Source organism: Sphingoaurantiacus capsulatus (assembly GCF_042648405.1).
Taxonomy (GTDB): Bacteria; Pseudomonadota; Alphaproteobacteria; order Sphingomonadales; family Sphingomonadaceae; genus Sphingoaurantiacus; species Sphingoaurantiacus capsulatus.
In genome coordinates this window covers 530533-551196 of the sequence record NZ_JBHRXV010000011.1, presented here as the reverse complement: position 1 = coordinate 551196, position 20664 = coordinate 530533, and the positions used below count along the sequence as shown (strand labels likewise).

Genomic DNA, 20664 nt, shown 5'->3' with positions numbered 1-20664 from the left:
ATCATTTGCTTTCGGTCTCAACCTCGATCTCGACGAGCAGCGCGCCCTCGGTAACCTGGTCGCCCTCGGCAGCGTAGACGCTGCTGACGACACCGGTGCCCGATGCTGTCAGCCGATGCTCCATTTTCATCGCCTCGAGCACCAGCAGCCGGTCGCCGGCCTCTACCTTCTGGCCGGGCTTCACGAACACGCCGAGCACGCGGCCCGGCATCGGCGCGGTGATCTTGCCGCCGCCAGCACCCGCCGTTGCCGTAGCGCGCGGCGGCTCGGTACCGATGCGGAAGGCACGGCCGCCGAGGCGGACCTCGATATCGGCACCGTGGCGCAGCACCACCGCGTGCAGCAGCTCGCCGCCGATATCGGCCTCGAAGCCGGCGCCGGTGGTGAAGCGGCCGTTGCCGGAAATGCCCTCGCCCAGCCCCTCGATGCGATAGCCGCCGTCGGCGGCCTCCAGCGTCACCTTGCGAGGGGCCTCGTCGCCGACGAACAGGTCGAGATGACGGCGTGCTGGCAGGTTGAGCCGCCAGCCGCCCAGTTGCTCGAACAGCGTGGTGCGCGGCCGCTCGTCGGTCGCTGCCGCGATCGCCAGCGCGGCGAGCGCCAGCACGCGGTCGGGAACGTCGGTGGTCGGCTTCAGATCCTCGGCATGCTGCTGGATGAAGCCGGTGTCGATCTCGCCGCCCCGGAATGCCTCATGGTCGGCGAGGCGAGCGAGGAAGGCGCGGTTGGTCTTCACGCCCTCGACCACGCAGGCATCGAGCGCCGCCACCAGCCGGTCGATGGCGACGTTGCGATCGGCGCCGTGCGCGATGACCTTGGCGATCATCGGGTCGTAATAGATCGAGATGGCGTTGCCCTGCTCGACGCCGCTGTCGACGCGCGCGCCGGGCAACCCTTGCGGCAGCTCGAGCCGGTTGAGGGTGCCCGTCGACGGCAGGAAGCCGTTGTCGGGGTCTTCGGCATAGAGCCGCGCCTCGACCGCGTGACCGCCGACTTTGATATCGTCCTGCCGCGCCGGCAGCGGCTCGCCGCGCGCCACGCGGAACTGCCACTCGACAAGGTCGTAACCGGTGATCAGCTCGGTCACCGGATGCTCGACCTGCAGGCGGGTGTTCATCTCCATGAAGTAGAAAGCGGGATCGCCTTCGGCATCGACATGGTCGGTGTCGACGATGAACTCGACGGTGCCGGCGCCCTCATAGTCGATCGCGTGCGCCGCGGTGACGGCGGCGACGCCGAGGATGTGGCGCAGCCGGTCGGACAGGCCAGGGGCCGGGGCCTCCTCGATCACCTTCTGGTGGCGGCGCTGCAGCGAGCAGTCGCGTTCGAACAGATGGACGACATTGCCCTGGCTGTCGGCGAACACCTGCACCTCGACGTGGCGCGGGCGGCCGATCAGCTTCTCGATCATCACGCCGTCGTTGCCGAACGAGCGATCCGCCTCGCGCTTGGCGGCGATCAGCGCCTCGCCGAACTCCTTCTCGCTGTCGACGCGGCGCATGCCCTTGCCGCCGCCGCCCGCCACCGCCTTGATGAGCAGCGGATAGCCGATCGCCTGCGCGGCCCGCTCCAGCCGGATCAGCGACTGGTCCTCGCCCTGGTAGCCGGGGGTGACGGGCACGCCCGCCGCCTTCATCGCCTTCTTCGCCGAATCCTTCAGGCCCATGACGCGCATCGCGTTCGTCGGCGGGCCGACGAAGGTGAGGCCGGCGTCGCGCACCGCGTCGGCGAAGTCGGCATTTTCCGACAGGAAGCCGTAGCCGGGGTGGATGGCGTCGGCGCCGGTGCGGCGCGCGGCGTCGAGCAGCTTCTCGGTGCGGAGGTAGCTCTCGCTCGCCGCCGCCGGGCCGATCAGCACCGCCTGCGTCGCCTCGCGGACATGCGGCGCGCCAGCGTCGGCCTCGGAATAGACGGCGACCGTCTCCAGCCCCATCCGGTGGGCGGTGCGGATGATCCGCCGGGCGATCTCGCCGCGGTTGGCGATAAGAACTTTACGCATGGGGAATCCAGTTCGGCTTGCGCTTCGACAGGAAGGCGGTGACGCCCTCGCGGCCTTCGGGGTCGGCGCGGCGGGCGGCGATCCGCCGGGCGCTGTCGGCACGGAGGTCGTCGGTGATGACTTTGCCGGCGAAGTCGCGGGCCAGCGCCTTGGCGTCGGCCACCGCGCCGGGGGCGGCTTCGAGGATGAGCTTCAACCAGGCATCCACCCACGCCTGCGCGCCGAGCGCATCGTCGGCGAGCTCGTGGACGAGGCCGGTCGAATGCGCGGTGACCGCGTCGAACAGCTCGGCGGTGGTGAAATAGCGCCGCGCGTTGCGCGCGCCCATCGCTGCCAGCACGAAGGGCGAGATAGTCGCCGGCGTCAGCCCCAGCCGCACTTCCGACAGGCGGAACTTGGCATCGGGCGTGGCGACGGCAAGATCAGCGCAGGCGACGAGGCCGACGCCGCCGCCATAGACGCCGCCCTGCGCGACCGCGATCACCGGCGCCGGGCAGGCGTCGATGGCGGCCAGCATGTCCGACAGCTTCATCGCGTCGGCTTCGTTCTCGGCTTCTGACCAGTCGGCGGCACGCTTCATCCAGTCGAGATCGGCGCCGGCGCAAAAGCTCGGCCCGTTGCCGCGCAGGACTACCGCGCGCGCATCGCCCACGGCGGCGAAGGCGGCCGTCAGTTCTGCGATCACCGCCTCGTTGAAGGCGTTGTGCCGCTCCGGCCGGTTGAGCGTGACATGCGCGACGCCGCGGGCATCGCGCTCAAGGGTGACGACATCGGTCATTCGCCGCGCCGCCCACCAGCGCTCATGCTGAGCCTGTCGAAGCAGGATTGGCGCGCGAGGACATCGGGGCAGGCTCGCCCTTCGACAGGCTCAGGGTGAGCGGGTGGGGTCGGGGACATGTGCATTTGCCCGATCACATCCGGAACGTGCCGAAGCGCGTATCGGGGATCGGCGCGTTCAGCGCGGCGGCAAGGCTCAGCGCGACGACGCGGCGGGTGTCGGCGGGGTCGATGACACCGTCGTCCCACAGGCGCGCCGACGAATAATAGGGATGACCCTGCCGCTCATATTGCTCGCGGATCGGCGCCTTGAACGCCTCCTCGTCCTTGGGCGAGGCGAAGCCGCCCGACTTGACGGTGGCGAGCACCGCGGCGGCCTGCTCGCCGCCCATCACGCTGATGCGAGCATTGGGCCACATCCACAGGAAGCGAGGGGAGTATGCACGGCCGCACATACCGTAGTTGCCGGCACCGAAGCTGCCGCCGATGACCACGGTGATCTTCGGCACCTGCGCGCAGGCGACCGCGGTGACGAGCTTGGCGCCATGCTTGGCGATGCCTTCATTCTCGTAGCGGCGGCCGACCATGAAGCCCGAGATGTTCTGCAGGAACAGCAGCGGGATCTTCCGCTGGCAGCACAGCTCGATGAAGTGCGCGCCCTTCAGCGCGCTTTCGGAGAACAGGATGCCGTTATTGGCGATGATGCCGACCGGCATGCCGTGGATATGCGCGAAGCCGGTGACCAGGGTCTCGCCATAGCGCGCCTTGAACTCGTCGAATTCCGACCCGTCGACGAGGCGGGCGATCACCTCGCGCACGTCGAACGGCGTGCGGGTGTCGGACGGGATGAGTCCGTAGAGTTCTTCCGGCGAATGCACCGGCTCGCGCGACGGCTTCAACGCCACGTCGGGCGTGCGCGGCGCGGGAAGGGTGCCGACGATCGAGCGGGCGATCTCCAGCGCATGCGCGTCGTTCGCCGCCAGATGGTCGGCGACGCCCGACACGCGGGTATGCACGTCGCCGCCGCCGAGGTCCTCCGCCGACACTTCCTCGCCGGTCGCCGCCTTCACCAGCGGCGGGCCGCCGAGGAAGATGGTGCCCTGGTTCTGGACGATCACCGTCTCGTCGGACATCGCCGGCACATAGGCGCCACCGGCGGTGCAGCTTCCCATCACCACCGCGACCTGTGCGATCGCCTGCGAAGACATCGTCGCCTGATTGTAGAAGATGCGGCCGAAGTGATCGCGGTCGGGGAAGACCTCGTCCTGCCGCGGCAGGTTGGCGCCGCCCGAATCGACCAGATAGAGGCAGGGCAGGCGGTTCTGCTGCGCGATTTCCTGCGCGCGCAGATGCTTCTTCACCGTCAGCGGATAATAGCTGCCGCCCTTCACCGTCGGATCGTTGCAGACGATGACGCAGGTACGGCCCGACACCTGGCCGACACCGGCGATCATGCCGGCGGCGGGGACGTCGTCCTCATAGACCTCGTGCGCGGCGAGCTGGCTGATCTCGAGGAAGGCCGTGCCGGGATCGAGCAGCCGCTCGACGCGTTCGCGCGGCAGCAGCTTGCCGCGAGCGACGTGCTTGTCGCGGGCGCTCGATGAGCCGCCGAGGCTGATTTTTCCCGAAAGTTCGCGCAATTCGGCGACGAGACCACGCATGGCCTCGTCATTTCGCTTGAAATCGGGGTCGGAAAGGGTGGCGGGGCCGCCGATCACATTGGGCATGGTTCGCTATAGACCCGCGCCGAAGGCCGCTCAACAGCGCTCCGGGGCCGAACGGGACACGGCGCCGCGCCGCTGCGATAATTGCTGCCCCGCCTTGTGCAATCGCCCGTCCTTCGCTATGTCGCGCGCTTCTGTTTTCAGGCCGGTCGGAACCGGCCGCGCAAAGGAACGACGATCATGGCCAAGCAGGGCATCCATCCGGACTATCACACCATCAAGGTCGTGATGACCGACGGCACCACCTACGAGACGCGCTCGACGTGGGGCAAGGAGGGCGACACCATGACGCTCGAGATCGATCCGACCTCGCACCCGGCCTGGACCGGCGGCACGCAGAAGCTGCAGGAGGGCGGTCGCGTCGCTCAGTTCAACAAGCGCTTCGCCGGCCTGTCGCTCGGCAAGAAGTAAGCTTCGAGCCGCAAGGCTTTCGAAAAGGGGCGGTTCGCAGCCAGCGGGCCGCCCCTTCGCGTTTTGCGTCACATTTCCGTCGCGCGATGCTGGAATAGCCGCTTGATGCGCTTCCTGACCCTGATCCTCGCCGCTCTGACGCTCACCGCCTGCACGGCGACGAGCGACCGCTCCGCTTCTGCGATTCCCTTCGAGACGCGCGAGCCGGTGACTGTCCTCGTTTCAATCGATGGCTTCCGGCCCGATTATCTCGATCGCGGGATCACGCCGAACCTGTCGCGGCTGGCGGCCGGCGGCGTGCGCGGCGCGATGCGGCCGTCTTTCCCGAGCAAGACTTTCCCCAACCACTGGACGCTGGTCACCGGCCTGCGCCCGGATCGCCATGGCATCGTCGCCAACCGCTTCGAGGCGGAGGGGCGGACGGACGTGTTCACCATGGCGAGCGACGATCCCTTCTGGTGGAACGCGGCCGTGCCGATCTGGGTCGATGCCGAAAAGGCAGGCGTGCGCACCGCGACGATGTTCTGGCCGGGCTCGATCGTCGCGATCGGCGGAACGCGGGCGGCGGCATGGCCGTACAAGATCGACGGCGGCACGCGCGCCCAGGATTTCGTCCAATATTACGAGGAAGTCGGCACCACACAGCGTGTCGCCACCTTGATCGACTGGCTACGCCGCCCGGCGACAACGCGACCACGCTTCCTCACTACCTATTTCGAGGCGGTCGATACGATCGGGCATGAGAACGGGCCTGATCATCCCGAGACCAACAAGGCGATCGCCGAGGTCGATGCGGCCATCGGCCTGCTGGTCAGCGAACTCGCGGCGCTGGGCCAGCCGGCCAATCTGGTGATCGTTGCCGACCACGGCATGGCGGCGGTCAGCCGCGACCGGGCGGTGGCGCTCGACACCATCCTGACTGCCGGCGACTATCGAGTGATCGAGACGGGGCCTTACGCGGGGATCGTCGCGACGCCGGGCAAGGAGGCAGCGGTCGAGGCCGCGCTGCTCAAGCCGCACCCGCATATGGCGTGCTGGCGCAAGGCCGAAATCCCGGCGCGGCTGCACTATGGCCGCAACCCCCGTGTGCCGCCCTATCTCTGCCTCGCCGAGGTCGGCTGGCAGGTCGTGGATAAGACCGGTACCGCCTTTGGCGGCGGCGCACACGGCTATGATGGCGCCGCGCCGGACATGGCGGCGCTGTTCCTCGGCCATGGGCCGGCGTTCGCACCGGGCACGACGCTGCCCGCGTTCGATAACCCGGATGTCCACGCGCTGCTGCGCCGCTTGCTCGGCCTGCCGCCGGCGACCGGCACCGACGGCAGCGACGCGGTGTTCGTGCCCGTCTTGCGCTAAGCGGGTTCCAGCTCGCTCGCCAGCGCCTTGGCGCCCGCATAGTCGGCCTTGCCGTTGGGCGCGCGCGGCACCTTGGCGACGATGACGACGCGCTTGGGGCATTTATAGGCCGCCAGCTGGCCGCGCGCGTAGGCGATCAGCTCACCCGGCTCGGCGCCCGACGCCTCGACGACGGCGGTGACCGCCTGTCCCCATTTCTCGTCGGCAACGCCGAACACCAGTGCGTCCTCGACCAGCGGGTGCGTCTTCAGCGCCTCCTCGACCTCCTCGGGGAAGACCTTCTCGCCGCCGGTGTTGATGCAGTGGCTGCCGCGGCCGAGCAGTGTGATCGAGCCGTCGGCCTCGACCGTCGCCTGATCGCCGGCCATGCAATAGCGCTTGCCGCCGATGTCGGCGAAGGTGCGCGCGGTCTTTTCCTCGTCCTTGTAATAGCCGCGCGGCAGCAGCCCGCCGCGCGCCACCTTGCCGATCGCGCCCGATCCCGGCGCCACCGGCTGCATGTCCTCGCCAAGCACCAGCGTATCCTCGTCGCCGATGAAGCGCGTCGGCTTGCCGACGTCGGCGGCGGTTGTGAAGGAGGTACCCATGCCCAGCGCCTCGCTCGACGAAAAGGCGTCGGCGAGCACCATCATCGGATTGTGCTTCAAAAGGCCCGCCTTCACCTCGGGGCTCCACATCGTCCCTGACGACAGCATGGCACGCAGTGAGGCAAGCGCAGCCGAATCGCCGCTTTCCTCGACAGCGCGCAGCAGGGGGCGGGCGAAGGCGTCGCCAACGATGACGAAGGTATCGGGCTGCCAGCGCTTTGCCGTTTCCAGCGCCTCGATCGGCTGGAAGCTGCGATCGGTCAGCGTGATCACCGCACCGCCACGCGCCAACGCCATCATGCCGCTTAAAAAGCCGGTGCCGTGCATCAGCGGCGGGCCGACCAGGATGCGCGTCCGCGGCTCGGTGGCGCGCACCGCCTCGACCCATTCGTCGACCGTCTCGGGGGGCGGGGCATTCAGCAGCACGCCGCCGCGCGTCAGGATCGACCACATGTCGCCCTGGTCCCACATCACGCCCTTGGGCATGCCGGTGGTGCCGCCGGTGTAGATGAACATCATGTCGGAAGGTTGGTAGTCGAGCGCTGGCGGCGTCGCGTCGCCCTCGGCCGTCGCCTCATAGTCGACCGCGAAGTCGGCGGTCTCGCCGCCGACCTGCACCCACAGCTTCACCAGCGGCAGGCGGTGGCGGATGCCGCCCAGCACCTCAGCGAACTCGGCGTCGAACACCACGACCGCGCTGTCCGAATTGTCGAGGATGTAGTGAAGCTCCTCGCCGGTGTAGCGGTAATTGACGTTGACGTGGACCAGCCGCGACTTGAACCCCGCGATGGTGGTTTCGAGATAGGCGGGCGAGTTGCGCATCAGGTGGGCGATCTTGTCGCCCGGTGCCGCGCCCGCGGCGATGAAGGCGCCGGCCAGCGCATTGCTGCGCTTTTCCAGCTCACCCCATCTGATCACCCGATCGCCATGGATCAACGCTGGCGCGTCAGCGGGTACGCCCGCCGCCACTTTCGAAAAGACCCGCCCGAAACTCCAGTTTTCCGCCATCATCACCTCCCCAGGTGCTTTTTCGTTGCATGGCAGACTATCGACAGGGAAGCTGCGGAAAAGAGGGAGTGACCATTTGCGCGCCTGGGTTTGCCACGATCTGAGCGATGATCGCGCCGGGCTGCGCTTCGAGCCCGAGTGGGCCGACCCGCCCGAGCCCGGGCCCAACCAGCTGCGCGTCCGGCTGACCGCGGCCTCGCTCAACTATCCCGACCTGCTGATGCTGTCGGGCGGCTACCAGTTCAAACCCGATCTGCCGTTCATCCCCGGCGTCGAGGCCTGCGGGATGATCGACGAGGTGGGCGAGGGGCTGCTCGGCGATCTGATCGGCGAGCGGGTGATCGTCGGCGCGCGCAACGGCTGCCTCGCCGAGCTGATCACCGTCGATGCCCCGCAGGTCCGGCCGGTGCCGCACGGCCTCCACGACGACGAGGCAGCGGCGCATACCGTCGGCGCGCTCACTGCTTATGTCTCGCTGGCCGTGCGCGGGCGCGTGACAGCGGGCGACCGGCTGCTGGTGTTGGGGGCGGGCGGCGGCGTCGGGTTGATTGGGGTGGCCACTGGCAAGGCGCTCGGCGCCAAGGTGATCGCCGCGACCAGCGATGCGGCGAAGGCGGAGGTCATCAAGCAGGCCGGCGCCGACGAGGTGATCATCCTCGACCGCGACACGCCCGACCTGTCGGCGCTGAAGGGCGGGATCGATGTAGTTTACGACCCGATCGGCGGCCCGGCGTTCGTGCCGGCGCTGGCGACGCTCGCGTGGAACGGCCGCTACCTGCTCGTCGGCTTCGTCGCCGGCCAGCCGGCGCCGTTCCCGCTCAACCGCGCGCTGCTGAAGGGCATCGAGATCATCGGCGTGCGCGCCGGCGAGCAGGGGCGGCGCGATCCGGCGGCGGGCGTCGCCGCGCGGCAGGCGATCGACGCGCTCGCCGAGCAGGGTCTGCGCCCCCACATCGGAATGCGCGTGCCATTGGAGAAAGCCGATGAGCTGTTCGCCGCGATGGCGGCGGGCACCATCACTGGCAAAGGCGTCGTGACGATCGCCTAGCTGACCTGGCCGACGCCGTCGCAGTTGAGGTCGAAGGCGGCAAGGCCGGCATCGAGGAAGCCGGCGAGCATCGGCACGCCGAGCAGATAGTCCGCGGGGTCGCGCATTTCGTCGCTGGCGGTTTCCATCGCCTCTTCCCACTCGCTGCCATCGAAGGTGCCGCGGCCGACCATCACCAGCGCGATCAGCTCCTGCTGCTCATCCTCGGCGAGGTCGTCGATGACGGCGCGCAGCTCTTCCTCGACCGCCGAGTTGTTCTCGTCCTCTAGGACGTCCATGTCGGCGTCGTCGGTGGGATTGGAGCCGTCGTCGGGGTCGACCGCCGGGACCAGCGCCTCATATTCGCGCGCCCGGATGATGATGCGGCACACCGTTTCGAGTGGGATGCTCAGTTCCATTCGCGCAGGCCCTCGTCGCAAAGCTGACAACAGCTCTGCAAACGAGGGGTCGCCAACTCGGTTCCGCGCTATTCGGCGGCGGCGCGCAGCGCGGGCGATCCGGCGGTGAGGCGGGCGAGCGCGGCGTCATATTCACGCTTCAGCCGCGCCACCAGTTCGGCGGCCGGCACGATCTCCTTGATCGCGCCGATGCCCTGGCCGCAGCCCCAGATGTCTTTCCACGCCTTGGCATCGCTATTGCCGCCCGACCCGAAATTCATGGCGGAGGGGTCGCTTTCCGGCAGCGCGGTCGGGTCCATGCCCGCAGCGATGATGCTGGGGCGCAGATAATTGCCGTGCACGCCGGTGAACAGGTTCGAATAGACGATGTCGTCGGCCTTCGACTCGACGATCATCTCCTTGTAGCGCTGGTCGGCGCGCGCCTCGGTGGTCGCGATGAACGCCGAGCCGATGTAGCCGAGGTCGGCGCCCATCGCCTGCGCGCCGAGCACCGCCGCGCCGCTGGCGATGGCGCCCGACAGCGCCACGGGCCCGTCGAACCACTGGCGGATTTCCTGCACCAGCGCGAACGGCGACAGCGTACCGGCATGGCCGCCGGCGCCCGCGGCGACCGGGATCAGCCCGTCCGCGCCCTTCTCGATGGCCTTGCGCGCGAAGCGGTCGGTGATGACGTCATGGAAGACGACACCGCCGTAGCTGTGGATCGCCTGGTTCACGTCTTCGCGCGCGCCGAGCGAGGTGATGATGATCGGCACCTTGTACTTCACGCAGAGCGCGAGGTCCTCCATCAGCCGGTCGTTCGACTTGTGGACGATGAGGTTGACCGCATAGGGCGCGTCGTTCGGCCCGAGCTCGGTCGACAGCCGCTGCAGCCACTCCTCGAACTGCGCGATCGGGCGCGCGTTGAGGCTGGGGAAGGAGCCGACGATGCCGGCCTTGCACTGGGCAATGACGAGATCGGGGTTGGAGATAATGAACAGCGGCGACCCCATCACGGGGACCGACAGGCGGCCCTGAAGCACGGCAGGCAGGCTCATTCGATCATTCTCCCTTGGCAGCCGCTTCCGGCATCAGGCTCTTCAGCGGCACCGCCGGGTCGGCGAGCAGCTTGGGATCCGCGACAAGGCCGGCATCGACCAGCGCGCGGCCCTGCGCATAGTCACGCGCCGCATTGATGCAATCGAGCGCGATCACCCGTCCACCCTGCAAATAGATCAGGCTGAAGCTGCGCGTCGCCGGATCGCCGCGGCTGATGGTGGCGTCGTGGCCGGTGCTGAGGCCCACCGTCTGCAGGCGGAGATCATATTGGTTGGACCAGAACCACGGCACGGCCTTGTAGGCGACAGGCGCGCCGAGGATGGCGGCGGCGGCCACCTTCGCCTGGTCGACGGCGTTTTGCACGCTCTCCAGCCGGATGCGATCGCCGCCGGCGTAGCTGTTGGCGTGGCGGGCGCAGTCGCCGATCGCGAACACGTCGGGCAGCGAGGTGCGGCAATGTTCGTCGACCTGGACGCCGTTGTCGGTGTCGGCGCCGGCGATGGCCAGCGGGCCGACCGAGGGCACGATGCCGATGCCGACGATGACGATGTCGCACGGCAGCTCTTCGACGCCGGGGCCGAAGCCGACGGCACGGACGCGGCCATTCTCGCCGAGCAGCTCGACGAGGCGCACGCCGGTGCGGATGTCGACACCCTGCGCGCGATGCTCATGCTCGTAGAACAGCGACACCGCCTTGCCGGCGACGCGCGCCAGCACGCGCTCCAGCGCTTCGAGCAGCACCACCTGCTTGCCGAGCTTGCGCAGCACCGCCGCGGCTTCGAGGCCGATATAACCGCCGCCGATGATCGCGATGCGCTCGGCGCCCGCCACTTCGTCGCGCAACGCATCGACATCGGCGCGGGTGCGGATGACATGGACGCCGGCAAGGTCGCCGCCGGGGACGGGGAGGGCACGGGGGCTGCCGCCCGTCGCCCAGACAAGCTGGCCGTAGCCGATAGACTCGCCGCTCGCGCTGGTCAGCTCATGCTTCGCCGCGTCGACCGCCGTGATCCGCGTATTGAGGCGCAGCGTGACGTTGCGCTCGGCCCAGAAAGCTTCGGGGCGGAGCAGCATTCGCTCGAACGGCTTCTCGCCCGCCAGATAGTCCTTCGACAGCGGCGGCCGCTCATAGGGCGGCGCGGGCTCGTCGCCGATCAGCGCGATGCTGCCGGTGAATCCGCCCTGGCGCAGCGAGATTGCCGCCTGTGCCCCCGCCTGTCCGGCGCCGACGATCGCGACGTCGTAGCGTTCGCTCATTCCTCATCCCCGTAGATGCCGACGATCGGCTTGCCGCCCGACCGCAACTGGCCGCGGTACATGCCCGGCGTGTTGAAGCTCCACGCCGGCGTGCCGTCGGCCGCGACGACGATGACGCCGCCGTCGCCGCCGAGCGCCTTGGTCTCGGCCTGCACCGCGTCTGCGGCGGCCTTGGGGCCTTCCTTCAGGAAGCGCATGCGCGCGCAGATCTCGTGCGCCACGCCCTCGCGGATGTAGAACTCGCCCGCGCCCGTCGTCGAAACCGCGCAGGCGCGATCGTCGGCATAGGTGCCGGCGCCGATCACCGGCGCGTCGCCGATGCGGCCCCAGCGCTTGCCGGTCAGCCCGCCGGTCGAGGTGGCGGCGGCGACATGGCCCTTCGTGTCGCGGGCGACCGCGCCGACGGTGCCGTATTTCAGGTCCACGTCGAAATAATTGGCGCCGCGGCTCTTCAGCTTCTGCAACTGCTCGAACCGCTCCTCGGTACGGAAATAGCTCGGGTCGACCTGCTCGAGGCCGCTGTCCCTGGCGAATGCGTTGGCGCCGTCGCCGGCGAGGAAGACGTGCGGGCTGGTTTCCATCACCTTGCGGGCGAGGCTGATCGGGTTCCTGGTGTGGGTGATACCCGCCACCGATCCGGCCTTGCGGTCGCGCCCGTCCATGATCGCGGCGTCGAGCTCGTTCTTCCCCTCATAGGTGAAGACCGCGCCGCGCCCGGCGTTGAAATTCGGATCGTCCTCCAGCATTTTCACCGCCGCCTCGACCGCGTCGAGCGACGAGCCGCCCTTGTCGAGGATCGCGGCGCCCGCCTCCAGCGCGCGGGTCAGCCCGGCGCGCGTCTCGCGGTCGCGCTCGGGCGTCATGGCGCCGCGCTCCAGCACACCGGCGCCGCCGTGAATGACGAGGGTCCAGCCCTCCTTGGCTTGAGCCGAAGCCGCCGACATCAGCGCCAACGCCAGCAGCGGGAGGGGGAAGCGCATCGGACATCGCCTTTCATCGTGGGGCACCGTCACTTATGATGGAAAACACAGCTTGCGCGCTCATTAGGACGGGGCATTGACCCGGACAATAGCTCGCGCCTATATCCGCCGCGCCCGAAGCGGCCCGTGGCAGCGTAGCTCAGTTGGTGAGAGCGCCGGATTCATAACCCGGAGGTCGGCAGTTCAAATCTGCCCGCTGCTACCATTCCATCCTTGTCAGCTTTGCTCGTATCTCGATGCGGGATATCGGCGCGCGACTTCGGCGTGGGCGACGGCGGTGCGGATGGCGCGGAACACGTCAAGCCCGCCGTCGCCGGCAAGCTTGCTTCGATCGAAATCCATCAGCAGCGCCCGAAGCGCCTGACGATCATCGTCCGCCATACGCTACTCCACACGATGACTAACCTAGGTTAGTCGACGTGGAGCAACGCGTGCCGGGTCAGTTTGTTGCGGAGCCTAACCACGCGAGGCAGCGCTGCGCCATCGCGGCGGCGTCTTCGGCGCGCACGAATGTATGCGTGGCGTCAGGAAGCGTTGCTACCTCGATATCGCCGCCCTCGCGCACCGGCTGGAAGGTCACGCTCCCCCACAGGGCCCCGAACGCCTGCGCGGTGGCATCGCGTCCGGCGAGCAGGATGAGCGCGGGGCGGTTGAAGGCTTTCAGTCCGGTGGCCATATCGGCAGCCAGTTGGGGCGCGGCTTCCGGGCGGGCGACGCGCAAGAGGCCGCCGATAGCCTTGCGAAGGTCGATGCCGCCGGTCAGCAGCCGCCGCCATTCACGCGGCGAGGTCAGGCGCTGGCGATAGCGGGCGGCGACCGTGGCGCGGGGCGGCTCGGCGCTGGACTCGCTGTCGCGGGTCCAGGGGTTGGCGAGGATCAGGCCGTCGAGGCCGAGCGCTGCGCCGTGGAGGGCGAGGGCGGAGGCGCCGTCGCAAAGTCCCCAGCCAATGATCTGTTTTATCTGCGGAAGTTCGGCACGAATCGTGGCGATGGCCGTAGCGATTTCAGGCGCCGAAGCGCAAAAACCGGGATCGTCGCCATCGCTGTCGCCGAGGCCGCGGCGGTCGAAGCGCAGCACCGGATAGCCGGCGGCGGCGAGCCGGTCGGCGAGATCGACGAAGCCGCGATGCGAGCCGGCGCGGGTCTGCGGGCCGCCGGGGACGATCAGCACCGCCGTCTCGCCGTCCGCCGGATGCAGCATCCCGGCGAGCGTCGCGCCCTCGCAGGTGAAGGTCAGCGGCCGGCGCATCGGGCAATCCAGGCGGCAATGTCGTCGGCGAGGGCTTCGGCGAGCGCCGGGGCGGCGGCGGGCTCGGCGTGGCGCCACAGCGGCGGGCCGTCGAGGCTGATGTCGCCGTCGCCGCTGCCGACGACGGCGCGGCGGACGGGCGCGACTTCGGGCAGCGCTGCGGCGCGCAATGCGGCGGCAAGGGCGAGCGATACCGGGTAGCCGGCTAGTTCAACCGGCTGTGTGGCAAGCTGCGCCTCCAATGCGGCGGTGCTGGTCGGCGTCCCGCGCTCCTGATCGGCGGCCATTCGGGCGCGTAGCAGCTCGCGCAGCAACCGTTCACCGGCCACTGGCGACAGCCAGTAGCGGGAGCGGGCGGGGATACTCTCGCCGAGAAGGGCGCCACCACGGATTGTGAAGATATGAACTTCTTTTCCGTGTGTTGCCGAAATCTTCTGCGCCAATAATTCAAGAGATTGCTGCCAAGCATCCCAGCTTGCCTCGGCGAACGGCAACTCGCTGTCACCGGTCCCCGGCAGGTCGGGCAGCCAACTCGCGATGCCGCGTTCGGCCAGCCGCCGACCGACGCCCGCGAGCAGCGCCCGCGTCCGGTTCATCTCCTCGAACAGCGGCGGGATGATCAACAACGGCGTGTCGGCGGGGCTGCCCCGGATGATGCAGGGCAGCGAACCGGCAGGCGTGTCGATGAGGCGGAAGTCGAAGCTCGGAGCGCTGGCGCTCAAGCGGCGACCTTGGCGCGGGCGAAATCGACCAGCGAACCGAAGGTCGCGAACAGCTCGCCGTCGACATCGTCGTCATCGATGATGATGTGGAGGCGATCTTCGAGCTCGGTGAGCAGGCCGGCGACCGCCATCGAATCCAGTTCGGGCAATGCGCCGAACAGCGGCGTATCATGGGCAAGGCCGGCGGCGACGGCGGGCTTCAGCGCCAGCACGTCGGCGAGGACGGCGCGAACCGTCTCGGTGACATCGCCGGTCTGGCGGAGCTGGCTGGCCATAGCTTACCCTTGAAGCAGCGCGCTTTTTGACAGGCGCGCCTTATAGTGCGAGGGCGGCGGAAGGCAACAAGGCGCAACCGCGCAGGTGCGGCAGGCTGACGATGGGATGGGCGGAAACCTACCGGGCGCTGGGGCCGAAGGGCTTCGCTTCCTATGCCGCCGCCCGCCTCGCCGCGGCGCTGCCGGGCGTCGATTTCCACCGCTATCAGCTGATCGCCGTGCCGCGTAGCGGGATGCCGCCGATGCCGCGCGGATTCGAGGCGCGGGGGATGACCGACGCCGAGATCGCGGCTGCCGATCTGGAGCTGTCGGCGGCGACCATCGCCTTCCGGCGCGGGCAGGGCATGACCTGCCTTGGCGCCTATCGCGACGACCGCCTGCTCGGGGTCACCTGGCTGACTGATGGGCCGTTCGATGAGGATGAGGTCGCGGTGCGCTTCGTGCCGCCGCCGGGCGCCGCGTGGGACACCGGCCTTTTCGTCCTCCCTTCGGAGCGCGGCGGCCGCGCTTTCGCGGTATTGTGGGCCGGGACGGCGGCGTGGCTGGCCGAGCGCGGGCTCGACTGGTCGATGAGCCGGATGAGCGACTACAAGGACGGGCCTTGGCGGGCGCATGCGCGGATGGGCGCGCAACGGCTCGATACGCTGACCGCGCTGCGGATCGGTGGCCGGCAGTGGCTGTTCGGGGCAAAGCCCGTGGTACTGCTTCCGACGCCGGAGGCCGCGTGAAACGCCTCGACGAGCTGCTGACCCGCGGCGCGCCCGACGCCGTCGGGCTGGTGCAGGGCGACCGGCAGCTGAGCTATGCGGAGCTCGACGTGCAGGTTTCCGCTGTCGCCGCTGCCTATGCAGCATGCGGTGTCGAGGCGGGCGACCGGGTGGCGGTCTATTCGGGCAAGACGATCGAAGCGGTGGCGGCGATGTTCGCGGTGGCGCGCGCCGGCGCGGTGCTGGTGCCGATCAATCCGGTGCTGAAGGCGGCGCAGGTCGCGCATATCCTCGCCGACAGCGGTGCGAAGCTGCTGGTCACGCAGCGGGCGCGGGCCGATCAGCTGATCGCCGCCGAGGCGCTCGGTGAGACCGCGCTGCTGGTCATCGAGAACGATTGGCCGACCGACACCGGCCACCCGCCGCTGACGCCCGCCGGGCCAGACGATCTGGCGGCAATCCTCTACACCTCAGGCAGCACCGGTCGGCCGAAGGGCGTGATGCTGTCCCACCGAAATTTGCTGGTCGGGGCGGAAAGCGTTGCGAGCTACATCGGCAACCGCGCCGACGACCGCATCCTGTCGGTGCTGCCTTTGAGCTTCGACGCTGGCTTCAGCCAGCTCACCACCGGTTTCCACGCCGGCGCGCGCGTGGTCCTCCTCGATTACCTGCTGCCGCGTGACGTCATGAAGGCGGTGGCGCGGCATGGCATCACCGGGCTGACCGGGGTGCCGCCGCTGTGGATCCAGCTCGCCGAGATCGAGTGGCCGGAAGGGGCGGGATCGACCCTCCGTTACCTCGCCAACACCGGCGGGCGGATGCCGGTGCCGGTGACGCGGCGGTTGCGCGCGCTGTTTCCCGACGCCAAGCTCTTCCTGATGTACGGCCTCACCGAAGCCTTCCGCTCCACCTATCTCGACCCGGCACTGGCCGACGCGCACCCCGAATCGATCGGCGGGGCGATCCCCAATGCCGAGGTGATGGTGGTGGCGCCCGATGGCGGTGAGGCGGCCCCGGACCAACCCGGCGAACTGGTGCATGCCGGGCCGCTGGTGGCGCAGGGCTATTGGCGCGACCTCGCACGCACCGCCGAACGGTTCAGGCCGGCACCGGCCTTCTCGAAACTGGGCGGCACTGCCGCCTGGTCGGGCGACACAGTGCGCCGCGACGCCGCCGGGCTGCTCTATTTCGTTGGCCGCGACGACGAAATGATCAAGTCGAGCGGCAACCGTGTCAGCCCGACCGAGATCGAAGAAGCCGCCTACGCCACCGGCGCGGTCGCCGAGGCCGTGGCGCTGGGCGTCGCCGACGAGCGGCTGGGGCAGGTGGTGTTGCTCATCGCCAGCCCGGCCGGCGGCCGCTCATCCGAGGAAGCTGAGGCAACACTGCGTGGGGCGATGGCGGCGGCGGTGCCCGGCTATATGCTGCCGAAGCGCATCGTCTGGCTGACCAACCTGCCGCGCAATGCCAACGGCAAGCTTGACCGTGTCATGCTGCGCCGGGAGCATGGCGGCTGATGCATATTCCGCCCGGTTTCAGCAGTTTGAATGGTGAACTTGCGATAGCGGGTAAGCCCGTCAGCGCGTGGGTCGAGCAGGCCGGCGACACGCCGCTGTTCGTCTATGATCGCGGATTGATCGCAAAACGCATCGCCGATCTCCGCGCGGCGCTGCCCGCCGGGGTCGATATCCATTACGCCGTGAAGGCCAATCCGATGCCGGCGCTGGTTGGCTGGATGGCGGGGCAGGTTAACGGGCTCGATGTCGCCTCCGCGGGTGAACTACGCATCGCGCTGGCCGCCGGTGCCGACCCGGCGAGGATCAGTTTTGCCGGCCCCGGCAAACGTGATCGCGAGCTGGAGGCGGCGATCGAGGCGGGCATCCTTCTCAACCTCGAGTCAGCGGGCGAGCTGGAACGCGCGGCGGGCATCGCGTCGCGGCTCGGCAAGCCGCTGCGCGTCGCGGTGCGCGTAAACCCCGATTTTGAGCTGAAGGGCTCGGGCATGCGGATGGGCGGCGGCGCCAAGCCGTTCGGCGTCGATGCGGAGCGGGTGCCGGCGCTGCTGGCGCGCATCGATGCGCTCGGCGCGATCTTCGAGGGCTTCCACGTCTTCGCCGGCTCGCAGAATCTCTCCGCCGAGGCGCTGATCGAGGCGCAGGCGAAGACGCTCGACCTCGTTGCGCGGCTGTCGGAAGGCGCGCCGGTGCGCCCGCGTCACGTCAACATCGGCGGCGGCTTCGGCATTCCCTATTTCCCGACCGACATGCCACTCGACATCTTCACCGTCGGCAAGGCGCTGGGCGAAAAGCTCGCCGCGCGACCGGCGGTCCTCGCCGATACCAAATTCAACGTCGAACTCGGCCGCTATCTGGTCGGGGAGGCGGGCGTGTATCTGACCCGCGTCGTCGACGTGAAGATCAGCCACGGCGAGACCTTCGTCATCGTCGATGGCGGCCTCCATCATCAGCTCGCCGCCAGCGGCAATTTCGGCACTGTGATCCGCCGTAACTACCCCGTGGCCAATGCTTCGCGCTTCGATGCGCTGCCGGGCGAGCCGGTGAATGTCGTCGGCTGCCTGTGCACGCCGCTCGACCGGCTGGCGGAGAAGGCGGCGTTGCCGGTGACGCAGGTGGGCGATCTTGTCGCGGTGTTCATGGCCGGCGCCTATGGCCTAACCGCAAGCCCTACCGCATTCCTGGGGCATGAACCGCCCGGAGAAATGTTGGTAGGCTAGGTGTTTGTTCACAGGATGATTACCATATGCGGTAAACGGTCCTAGAATGACGATGGCCCGCTGGGGTCGAGGGAGTGCTCCGCCGCCAGGGGGCGGGGCATGAGGAAGGACGGTGGGGTCGATGCGTCGAACGGGGTGGTTTTTGCTGGCGACAAGCGCCGCGCTTCTCGCGGGCTGCAGCTCGGGCAGCGGCGGCAAGGCGAGCGGCGCGCTGCCGGCGGCGGCATTCGTGCCGCCCGAGGAAGGACCCGGTGCCGCTTATGTGATCGGGCCGCTCGACCAGTTGCAGATCTTCGTCTGGCGCAACCCCGAGCTGTCGACCAACGTGCAGGTGCGTCCTGATGGCCGCATCACCGTGCCGCTGATCGAGGACCTCGCGGCGACCGGCAAGACGCCGACGCAGCTCGCCGACGATATCGAGAAGGCGCTGAACACCTATATCCAGTCGCCGATCGTCTCGGTGATCGTATCGGGGTTCAACGGACCCTTCGCTCAGCAGGTGCGCATCGTCGGCCAGGCGGCCCGCCCGGCGGCGTTGCCCTACCGGGCGAACATGACGCTGCTCGACGCGATGATCGCGGTGGGCGGGCTGACCGAGTTTGCCGCCGGCGACCGGGCGCGGCTGGTGCGTTTCGACAAGGCCACGGGACAGCAGCGCGAATATCGGGTGAAGATCGAAAGCCTGATCGAGGACGGCAAGACCTCGGCGAACGTGAAGCTGGAGCCGGGCGACGTGATCATCATCCCGGAAAGCTTCTTCTAGGTGATTTCAGCGGGCCGAAAGTAGCCGGCCGGTGAGGCGAGTCAGATGAACAACATCTACGAACAGGTAATGACCATCCTCTACGCCATCTGGCGTAAGCGGTGGTATGGCCTCGCCGCGATGTGGACCGTGTGCCTCGTCGGCTGGGTGGCGGTCGCGATGATCCCGAACCAGTATGAATCGAACGCCCGCATCTACGCCAAGTGGAGCTCGCTGCTCCCCGACAAGCTCGGCATCGAGGGCGGTGACAAGGCGCGCCAGGTGGATATCGTCCGCCAGACGCTGACCAGCCGCCCAAACCTTGAGAAGGTGGTGCGCCGCACCGGTCTCGACCAGAGCATCCAGGACGACAACGACCTCGACGACCTGATCAGCGACCTTGCCGCCAACATCACGGTGAAAGAGCAGGACGGCGACCTGTTCACGCTGTCCTACGTGTCGGACGATTCCGAATATAGCGACGCGCAGAATGCGACGATGGCGCAGCGCGTCGTGCAGAACCTCATCAACATCTTCGTCGAGGAGAACATCTCCTCCGACCGTGACAACATCAACCAGGCGATCCGCTTCCTCGAGGACCAGCTCGCCGCCCGCGCCCGCGAGCTGGAAGACGCCGAGCGCCGCCGCGCCGAGTTCGAGCAGAAATATCTTGGCCGCCTGCCGGGGCAGGGCAACATCTCCGAGCGGCTGATGGGCGCGCAGGTCGAGCTCGACCGCGTCAGCCAGGAAATCGTCCAGCAGCGCAGCTCGCTGAACGCGCTTCAGTCGCAGCTCCGCGGCACCCCGGCGACGATCGACGCGCCGTCGATGGTGATGGGCGGCGGCTTCCAGGGAACGCGCTACGATCCGGCCTCGGCGCGCGGTCGCATCGAAGCGCTGGAGCGCTCGATTTCGGATGCCTATGCCCGCGGCTGGACCGACCGGCATCCCGACGTGGTGACCGCCCGCCGCCAGATCGCCGATCTGCAGCGTGAGGCGGCGCGCGAGCCGATCGAGAAGAGCCAGCAGGCGGCACAGGCCAACCCGGTCTACGTCAACCTGCGCAGCCTGCTGTTCGACAAGCAGTCGAGCGTCGCGGCGCTCGCCGCGCGGCAGGGCCAGCTGCAGAAGAGCATTGCCGATATGCAGCTCCGCCAGGTCGAGGAGCCGGGCATCGCCGCCGAGCAGTCGAAGCTCAACCGCGACTATGACGTGCTGCGCCGCCAGTACGACCAGCTGGTGAAGTCGCGCGAGGAAGTCCGCCTGCGCAGCGACGTCGAGAACAAGACCGACCAGGTCCGCTTCCAGATCGTCGACCCGCCGGCGTTCCCCCGCAAGCCGGTCGCGCCGAATCGTCCGCTGCTGCTCACCTCGGTGCTGATCGGCGGCCTGCTCGCGGGCATTGCGGTGGCGTTCCTCGTCAGCCAGATCCACGCCACCTACATCACGCCCAACCGCCTGCAGGAAGCGTTCGGCGTGCCCGTGCTCGGCTCGGTGTCGGAGGTGGTCAACGATCAGCAGCGCGCGCAGGCGCGGCTGTGGTCGCGCGGCTTCGGCGTACTCGCGGTCGGATTGGTGACCGCCTACGCGATGCTGTTGCTCTACCAGGTCGTTATCCAGGGGGCATCGGGGTGACGTCGGCGTACAGGAGC

General features: G+C 68.6%; 20 protein-coding genes and 1 tRNA gene. 9 read left to right on the top strand and 12 right to left on the bottom strand.

Features of this window, described 5'->3' with window-relative positions:
- Nucleotide 1: 1 nt before the first annotated feature.
- The 3 genes from ACFOMD_RS14920 to ACFOMD_RS14910 all read right to left on the bottom strand — a co-directional run bounded on the left by ACFOMD_RS14920 (nt 2) and on the right by ACFOMD_RS14910 (nt 4503).
- On the bottom strand, nt 2–1999 hold the full coding sequence (locus ACFOMD_RS14920) for an acetyl/propionyl/methylcrotonyl-CoA carboxylase subunit alpha (protein ID WP_380862776.1): 1998 nt from the start codon (nt 1997–1999) through the stop codon (nt 2–4).
- Complete coding sequence (locus ACFOMD_RS14915) at nt 1992–2777, bottom strand: enoyl-CoA hydratase-related protein (protein ID WP_380862774.1); 786 nt, start codon at nt 2775–2777, stop codon at nt 1992–1994. The genes ACFOMD_RS14920 and ACFOMD_RS14915 overlap by 8 nt, the downstream gene beginning before the upstream one ends.
- Nucleotides 2778–2910: 133 nt before the next feature.
- A complete protein-coding gene (locus tag ACFOMD_RS14910; RefSeq protein ID WP_380862772.1) occupies nt 2911–4503 on the bottom strand; it encodes a carboxyl transferase domain-containing protein in 1593 nt (530 codons plus the stop codon).
- 177 nt (nt 4504–4680) lie between these two features.
- On the opposite strand from ACFOMD_RS14910, the gene rpmE reads away from it, so the two are divergent.
- On the top strand, nt 4681–4911 hold the full coding sequence (gene rpmE, locus ACFOMD_RS14905) for a 50S ribosomal protein L31 (protein ID WP_380862770.1): 231 nt from the start codon (nt 4681–4683) through the stop codon (nt 4909–4911).
- A gap of 105 nt (nt 4912–5016) precedes the next feature.
- Nucleotides 5017–6267, top strand: a complete 1251-nt coding sequence (locus ACFOMD_RS14900; RefSeq protein WP_380862768.1) for a nucleotide pyrophosphatase/phosphodiesterase family protein — start codon at nt 5017–5019, stop codon at nt 6265–6267.
- Here the strand turns inward: ACFOMD_RS14900 and ACFOMD_RS14895 are convergent.
- Nucleotides 6264–7862 (bottom strand): AMP-binding protein, encoded by a 1599-nt coding sequence (locus tag ACFOMD_RS14895; protein ID WP_380862766.1) that lies wholly within the window; start codon nt 7860–7862, stop codon nt 6264–6266. The two genes, ACFOMD_RS14900 and ACFOMD_RS14895, sit on opposite strands and share 4 nt — an antisense overlap.
- A gap of 76 nt (nt 7863–7938) precedes the next feature.
- On the opposite strand from ACFOMD_RS14895, the gene ACFOMD_RS14890 reads away from it, so the two are divergent.
- Complete coding sequence (locus ACFOMD_RS14890; protein WP_380862764.1) at nt 7939–8910, top strand: NADPH:quinone oxidoreductase family protein; 972 nt, start codon at nt 7939–7941, stop codon at nt 8908–8910.
- Here ACFOMD_RS14890 and ACFOMD_RS14885 read toward each other — a convergent pair.
- From ACFOMD_RS14885 to ACFOMD_RS14870, 4 genes are all read right to left on the bottom strand, one after another.
- On the bottom strand, nt 8907–9308 hold the full coding sequence (locus ACFOMD_RS14885) for a DUF3775 domain-containing protein (RefSeq protein ID WP_380862757.1): 402 nt from the start codon (nt 9306–9308) through the stop codon (nt 8907–8909). The two genes, ACFOMD_RS14890 and ACFOMD_RS14885, sit on opposite strands and share 4 nt — an antisense overlap.
- Before the next feature lie 68 nt (nt 9309–9376).
- On the bottom strand, nt 9377–10345 hold the full coding sequence (locus ACFOMD_RS14880; protein ID WP_380862755.1) for an NAD(P)H-dependent flavin oxidoreductase: 969 nt from the start codon (nt 10343–10345) through the stop codon (nt 9377–9379).
- Between the two features lie 4 nt (nt 10346–10349).
- Nucleotides 10350–11603 (bottom strand): NAD(P)/FAD-dependent oxidoreductase, encoded by a 1254-nt coding sequence (locus tag ACFOMD_RS14875; protein ID WP_380862753.1) that lies wholly within the window; start codon nt 11601–11603, stop codon nt 10350–10352.
- The gene (locus ACFOMD_RS14870; RefSeq protein WP_380862751.1) at nt 11600–12583 is read right to left on the bottom strand and encodes an isoaspartyl peptidase/L-asparaginase family protein; all 984 of its coding nucleotides are present in this window, start codon (nt 12581–12583) and stop codon (nt 11600–11602) included. Before ACFOMD_RS14870 ends, ACFOMD_RS14875 begins: the two co-directional genes overlap by 4 nt.
- Before the next feature lie 128 nt (nt 12584–12711).
- Between ACFOMD_RS14870 and ACFOMD_RS14865 the strand changes: the two genes are divergently transcribed.
- Nucleotides 12712–12788, top strand: a tRNA-Met gene (locus tag ACFOMD_RS14865).
- A gap of 11 nt (nt 12789–12799) precedes the next feature.
- Here ACFOMD_RS14865 and ACFOMD_RS14860 read toward each other — a convergent pair.
- The 4 genes from ACFOMD_RS14860 to ACFOMD_RS14845 are packed head-to-tail and all read right to left on the bottom strand — an operon-like array spanning nt 12800 to nt 14829.
- Nucleotides 12800–12964 (bottom strand): hypothetical protein, encoded by a 165-nt coding sequence (locus tag ACFOMD_RS14860; RefSeq protein ID WP_380862749.1) that lies wholly within the window; start codon nt 12962–12964, stop codon nt 12800–12802.
- A gap of 58 nt (nt 12965–13022) precedes the next feature.
- Nucleotides 13023–13832, bottom strand: a complete 810-nt coding sequence (locus ACFOMD_RS14855) for a hydrolase 1, exosortase A system-associated (protein ID WP_380862747.1) — start codon at nt 13830–13832, stop codon at nt 13023–13025.
- Complete coding sequence (locus ACFOMD_RS14850) at nt 13817–14554, bottom strand: hypothetical protein (protein WP_380862745.1); 738 nt, start codon at nt 14552–14554, stop codon at nt 13817–13819. Before ACFOMD_RS14850 ends, ACFOMD_RS14855 begins: the two co-directional genes overlap by 16 nt.
- Entirely contained in the window at nt 14551–14829 is a 279-nt protein-coding gene (locus ACFOMD_RS14845; protein ID WP_380862744.1) for a phosphopantetheine-binding protein, read from the bottom strand. Before ACFOMD_RS14845 ends, ACFOMD_RS14850 begins: the two co-directional genes overlap by 4 nt.
- Nucleotides 14830–14930: 101 nt before the next feature.
- Between ACFOMD_RS14845 and ACFOMD_RS14840 the strand changes: the two genes are divergently transcribed.
- The 5 genes from ACFOMD_RS14840 (at nt 14931) to ACFOMD_RS14820 (ending at nt 20647) form a co-directional block, all read left to right on the top strand.
- A complete protein-coding gene (locus tag ACFOMD_RS14840; RefSeq protein WP_380862742.1) occupies nt 14931–15557 on the top strand; it encodes a hypothetical protein in 627 nt (208 codons plus the stop codon).
- Complete coding sequence (locus ACFOMD_RS14835) at nt 15554–17053, top strand: acyl-CoA ligase (AMP-forming), exosortase A system-associated (protein ID WP_380862740.1); 1500 nt, start codon at nt 15554–15556, stop codon at nt 17051–17053. Before ACFOMD_RS14840 ends, ACFOMD_RS14835 begins: the two co-directional genes overlap by 4 nt.
- Nucleotides 17053–18270 carry a pyridoxal-dependent decarboxylase, exosortase A system-associated gene (locus ACFOMD_RS14830; RefSeq protein ID WP_380862738.1) on the top strand — a complete coding sequence of 406 codons (1218 nt, stop codon included), beginning with the start codon at nt 17053–17055 and terminating at the stop codon, nt 18268–18270. Before ACFOMD_RS14835 ends, ACFOMD_RS14830 begins: the two co-directional genes overlap by 1 nt.
- Nucleotides 18271–18391: 121 nt before the next feature.
- The gene (locus tag ACFOMD_RS14825) at nt 18392–19033 is read left to right on the top strand and encodes an XrtA/PEP-CTERM system exopolysaccharide export protein (RefSeq protein ID WP_380862736.1); all 642 of its coding nucleotides are present in this window, start codon (nt 18392–18394) and stop codon (nt 19031–19033) included.
- A 45-nt stretch (nt 19034–19078) separates the two neighbouring features.
- Complete coding sequence (locus ACFOMD_RS14820) at nt 19079–20647, top strand: XrtA system polysaccharide chain length determinant (protein WP_380862734.1); 1569 nt, start codon at nt 19079–19081, stop codon at nt 20645–20647.
- The last annotated feature ends 17 nt before the right edge of the window (nt 20648–20664 follow it).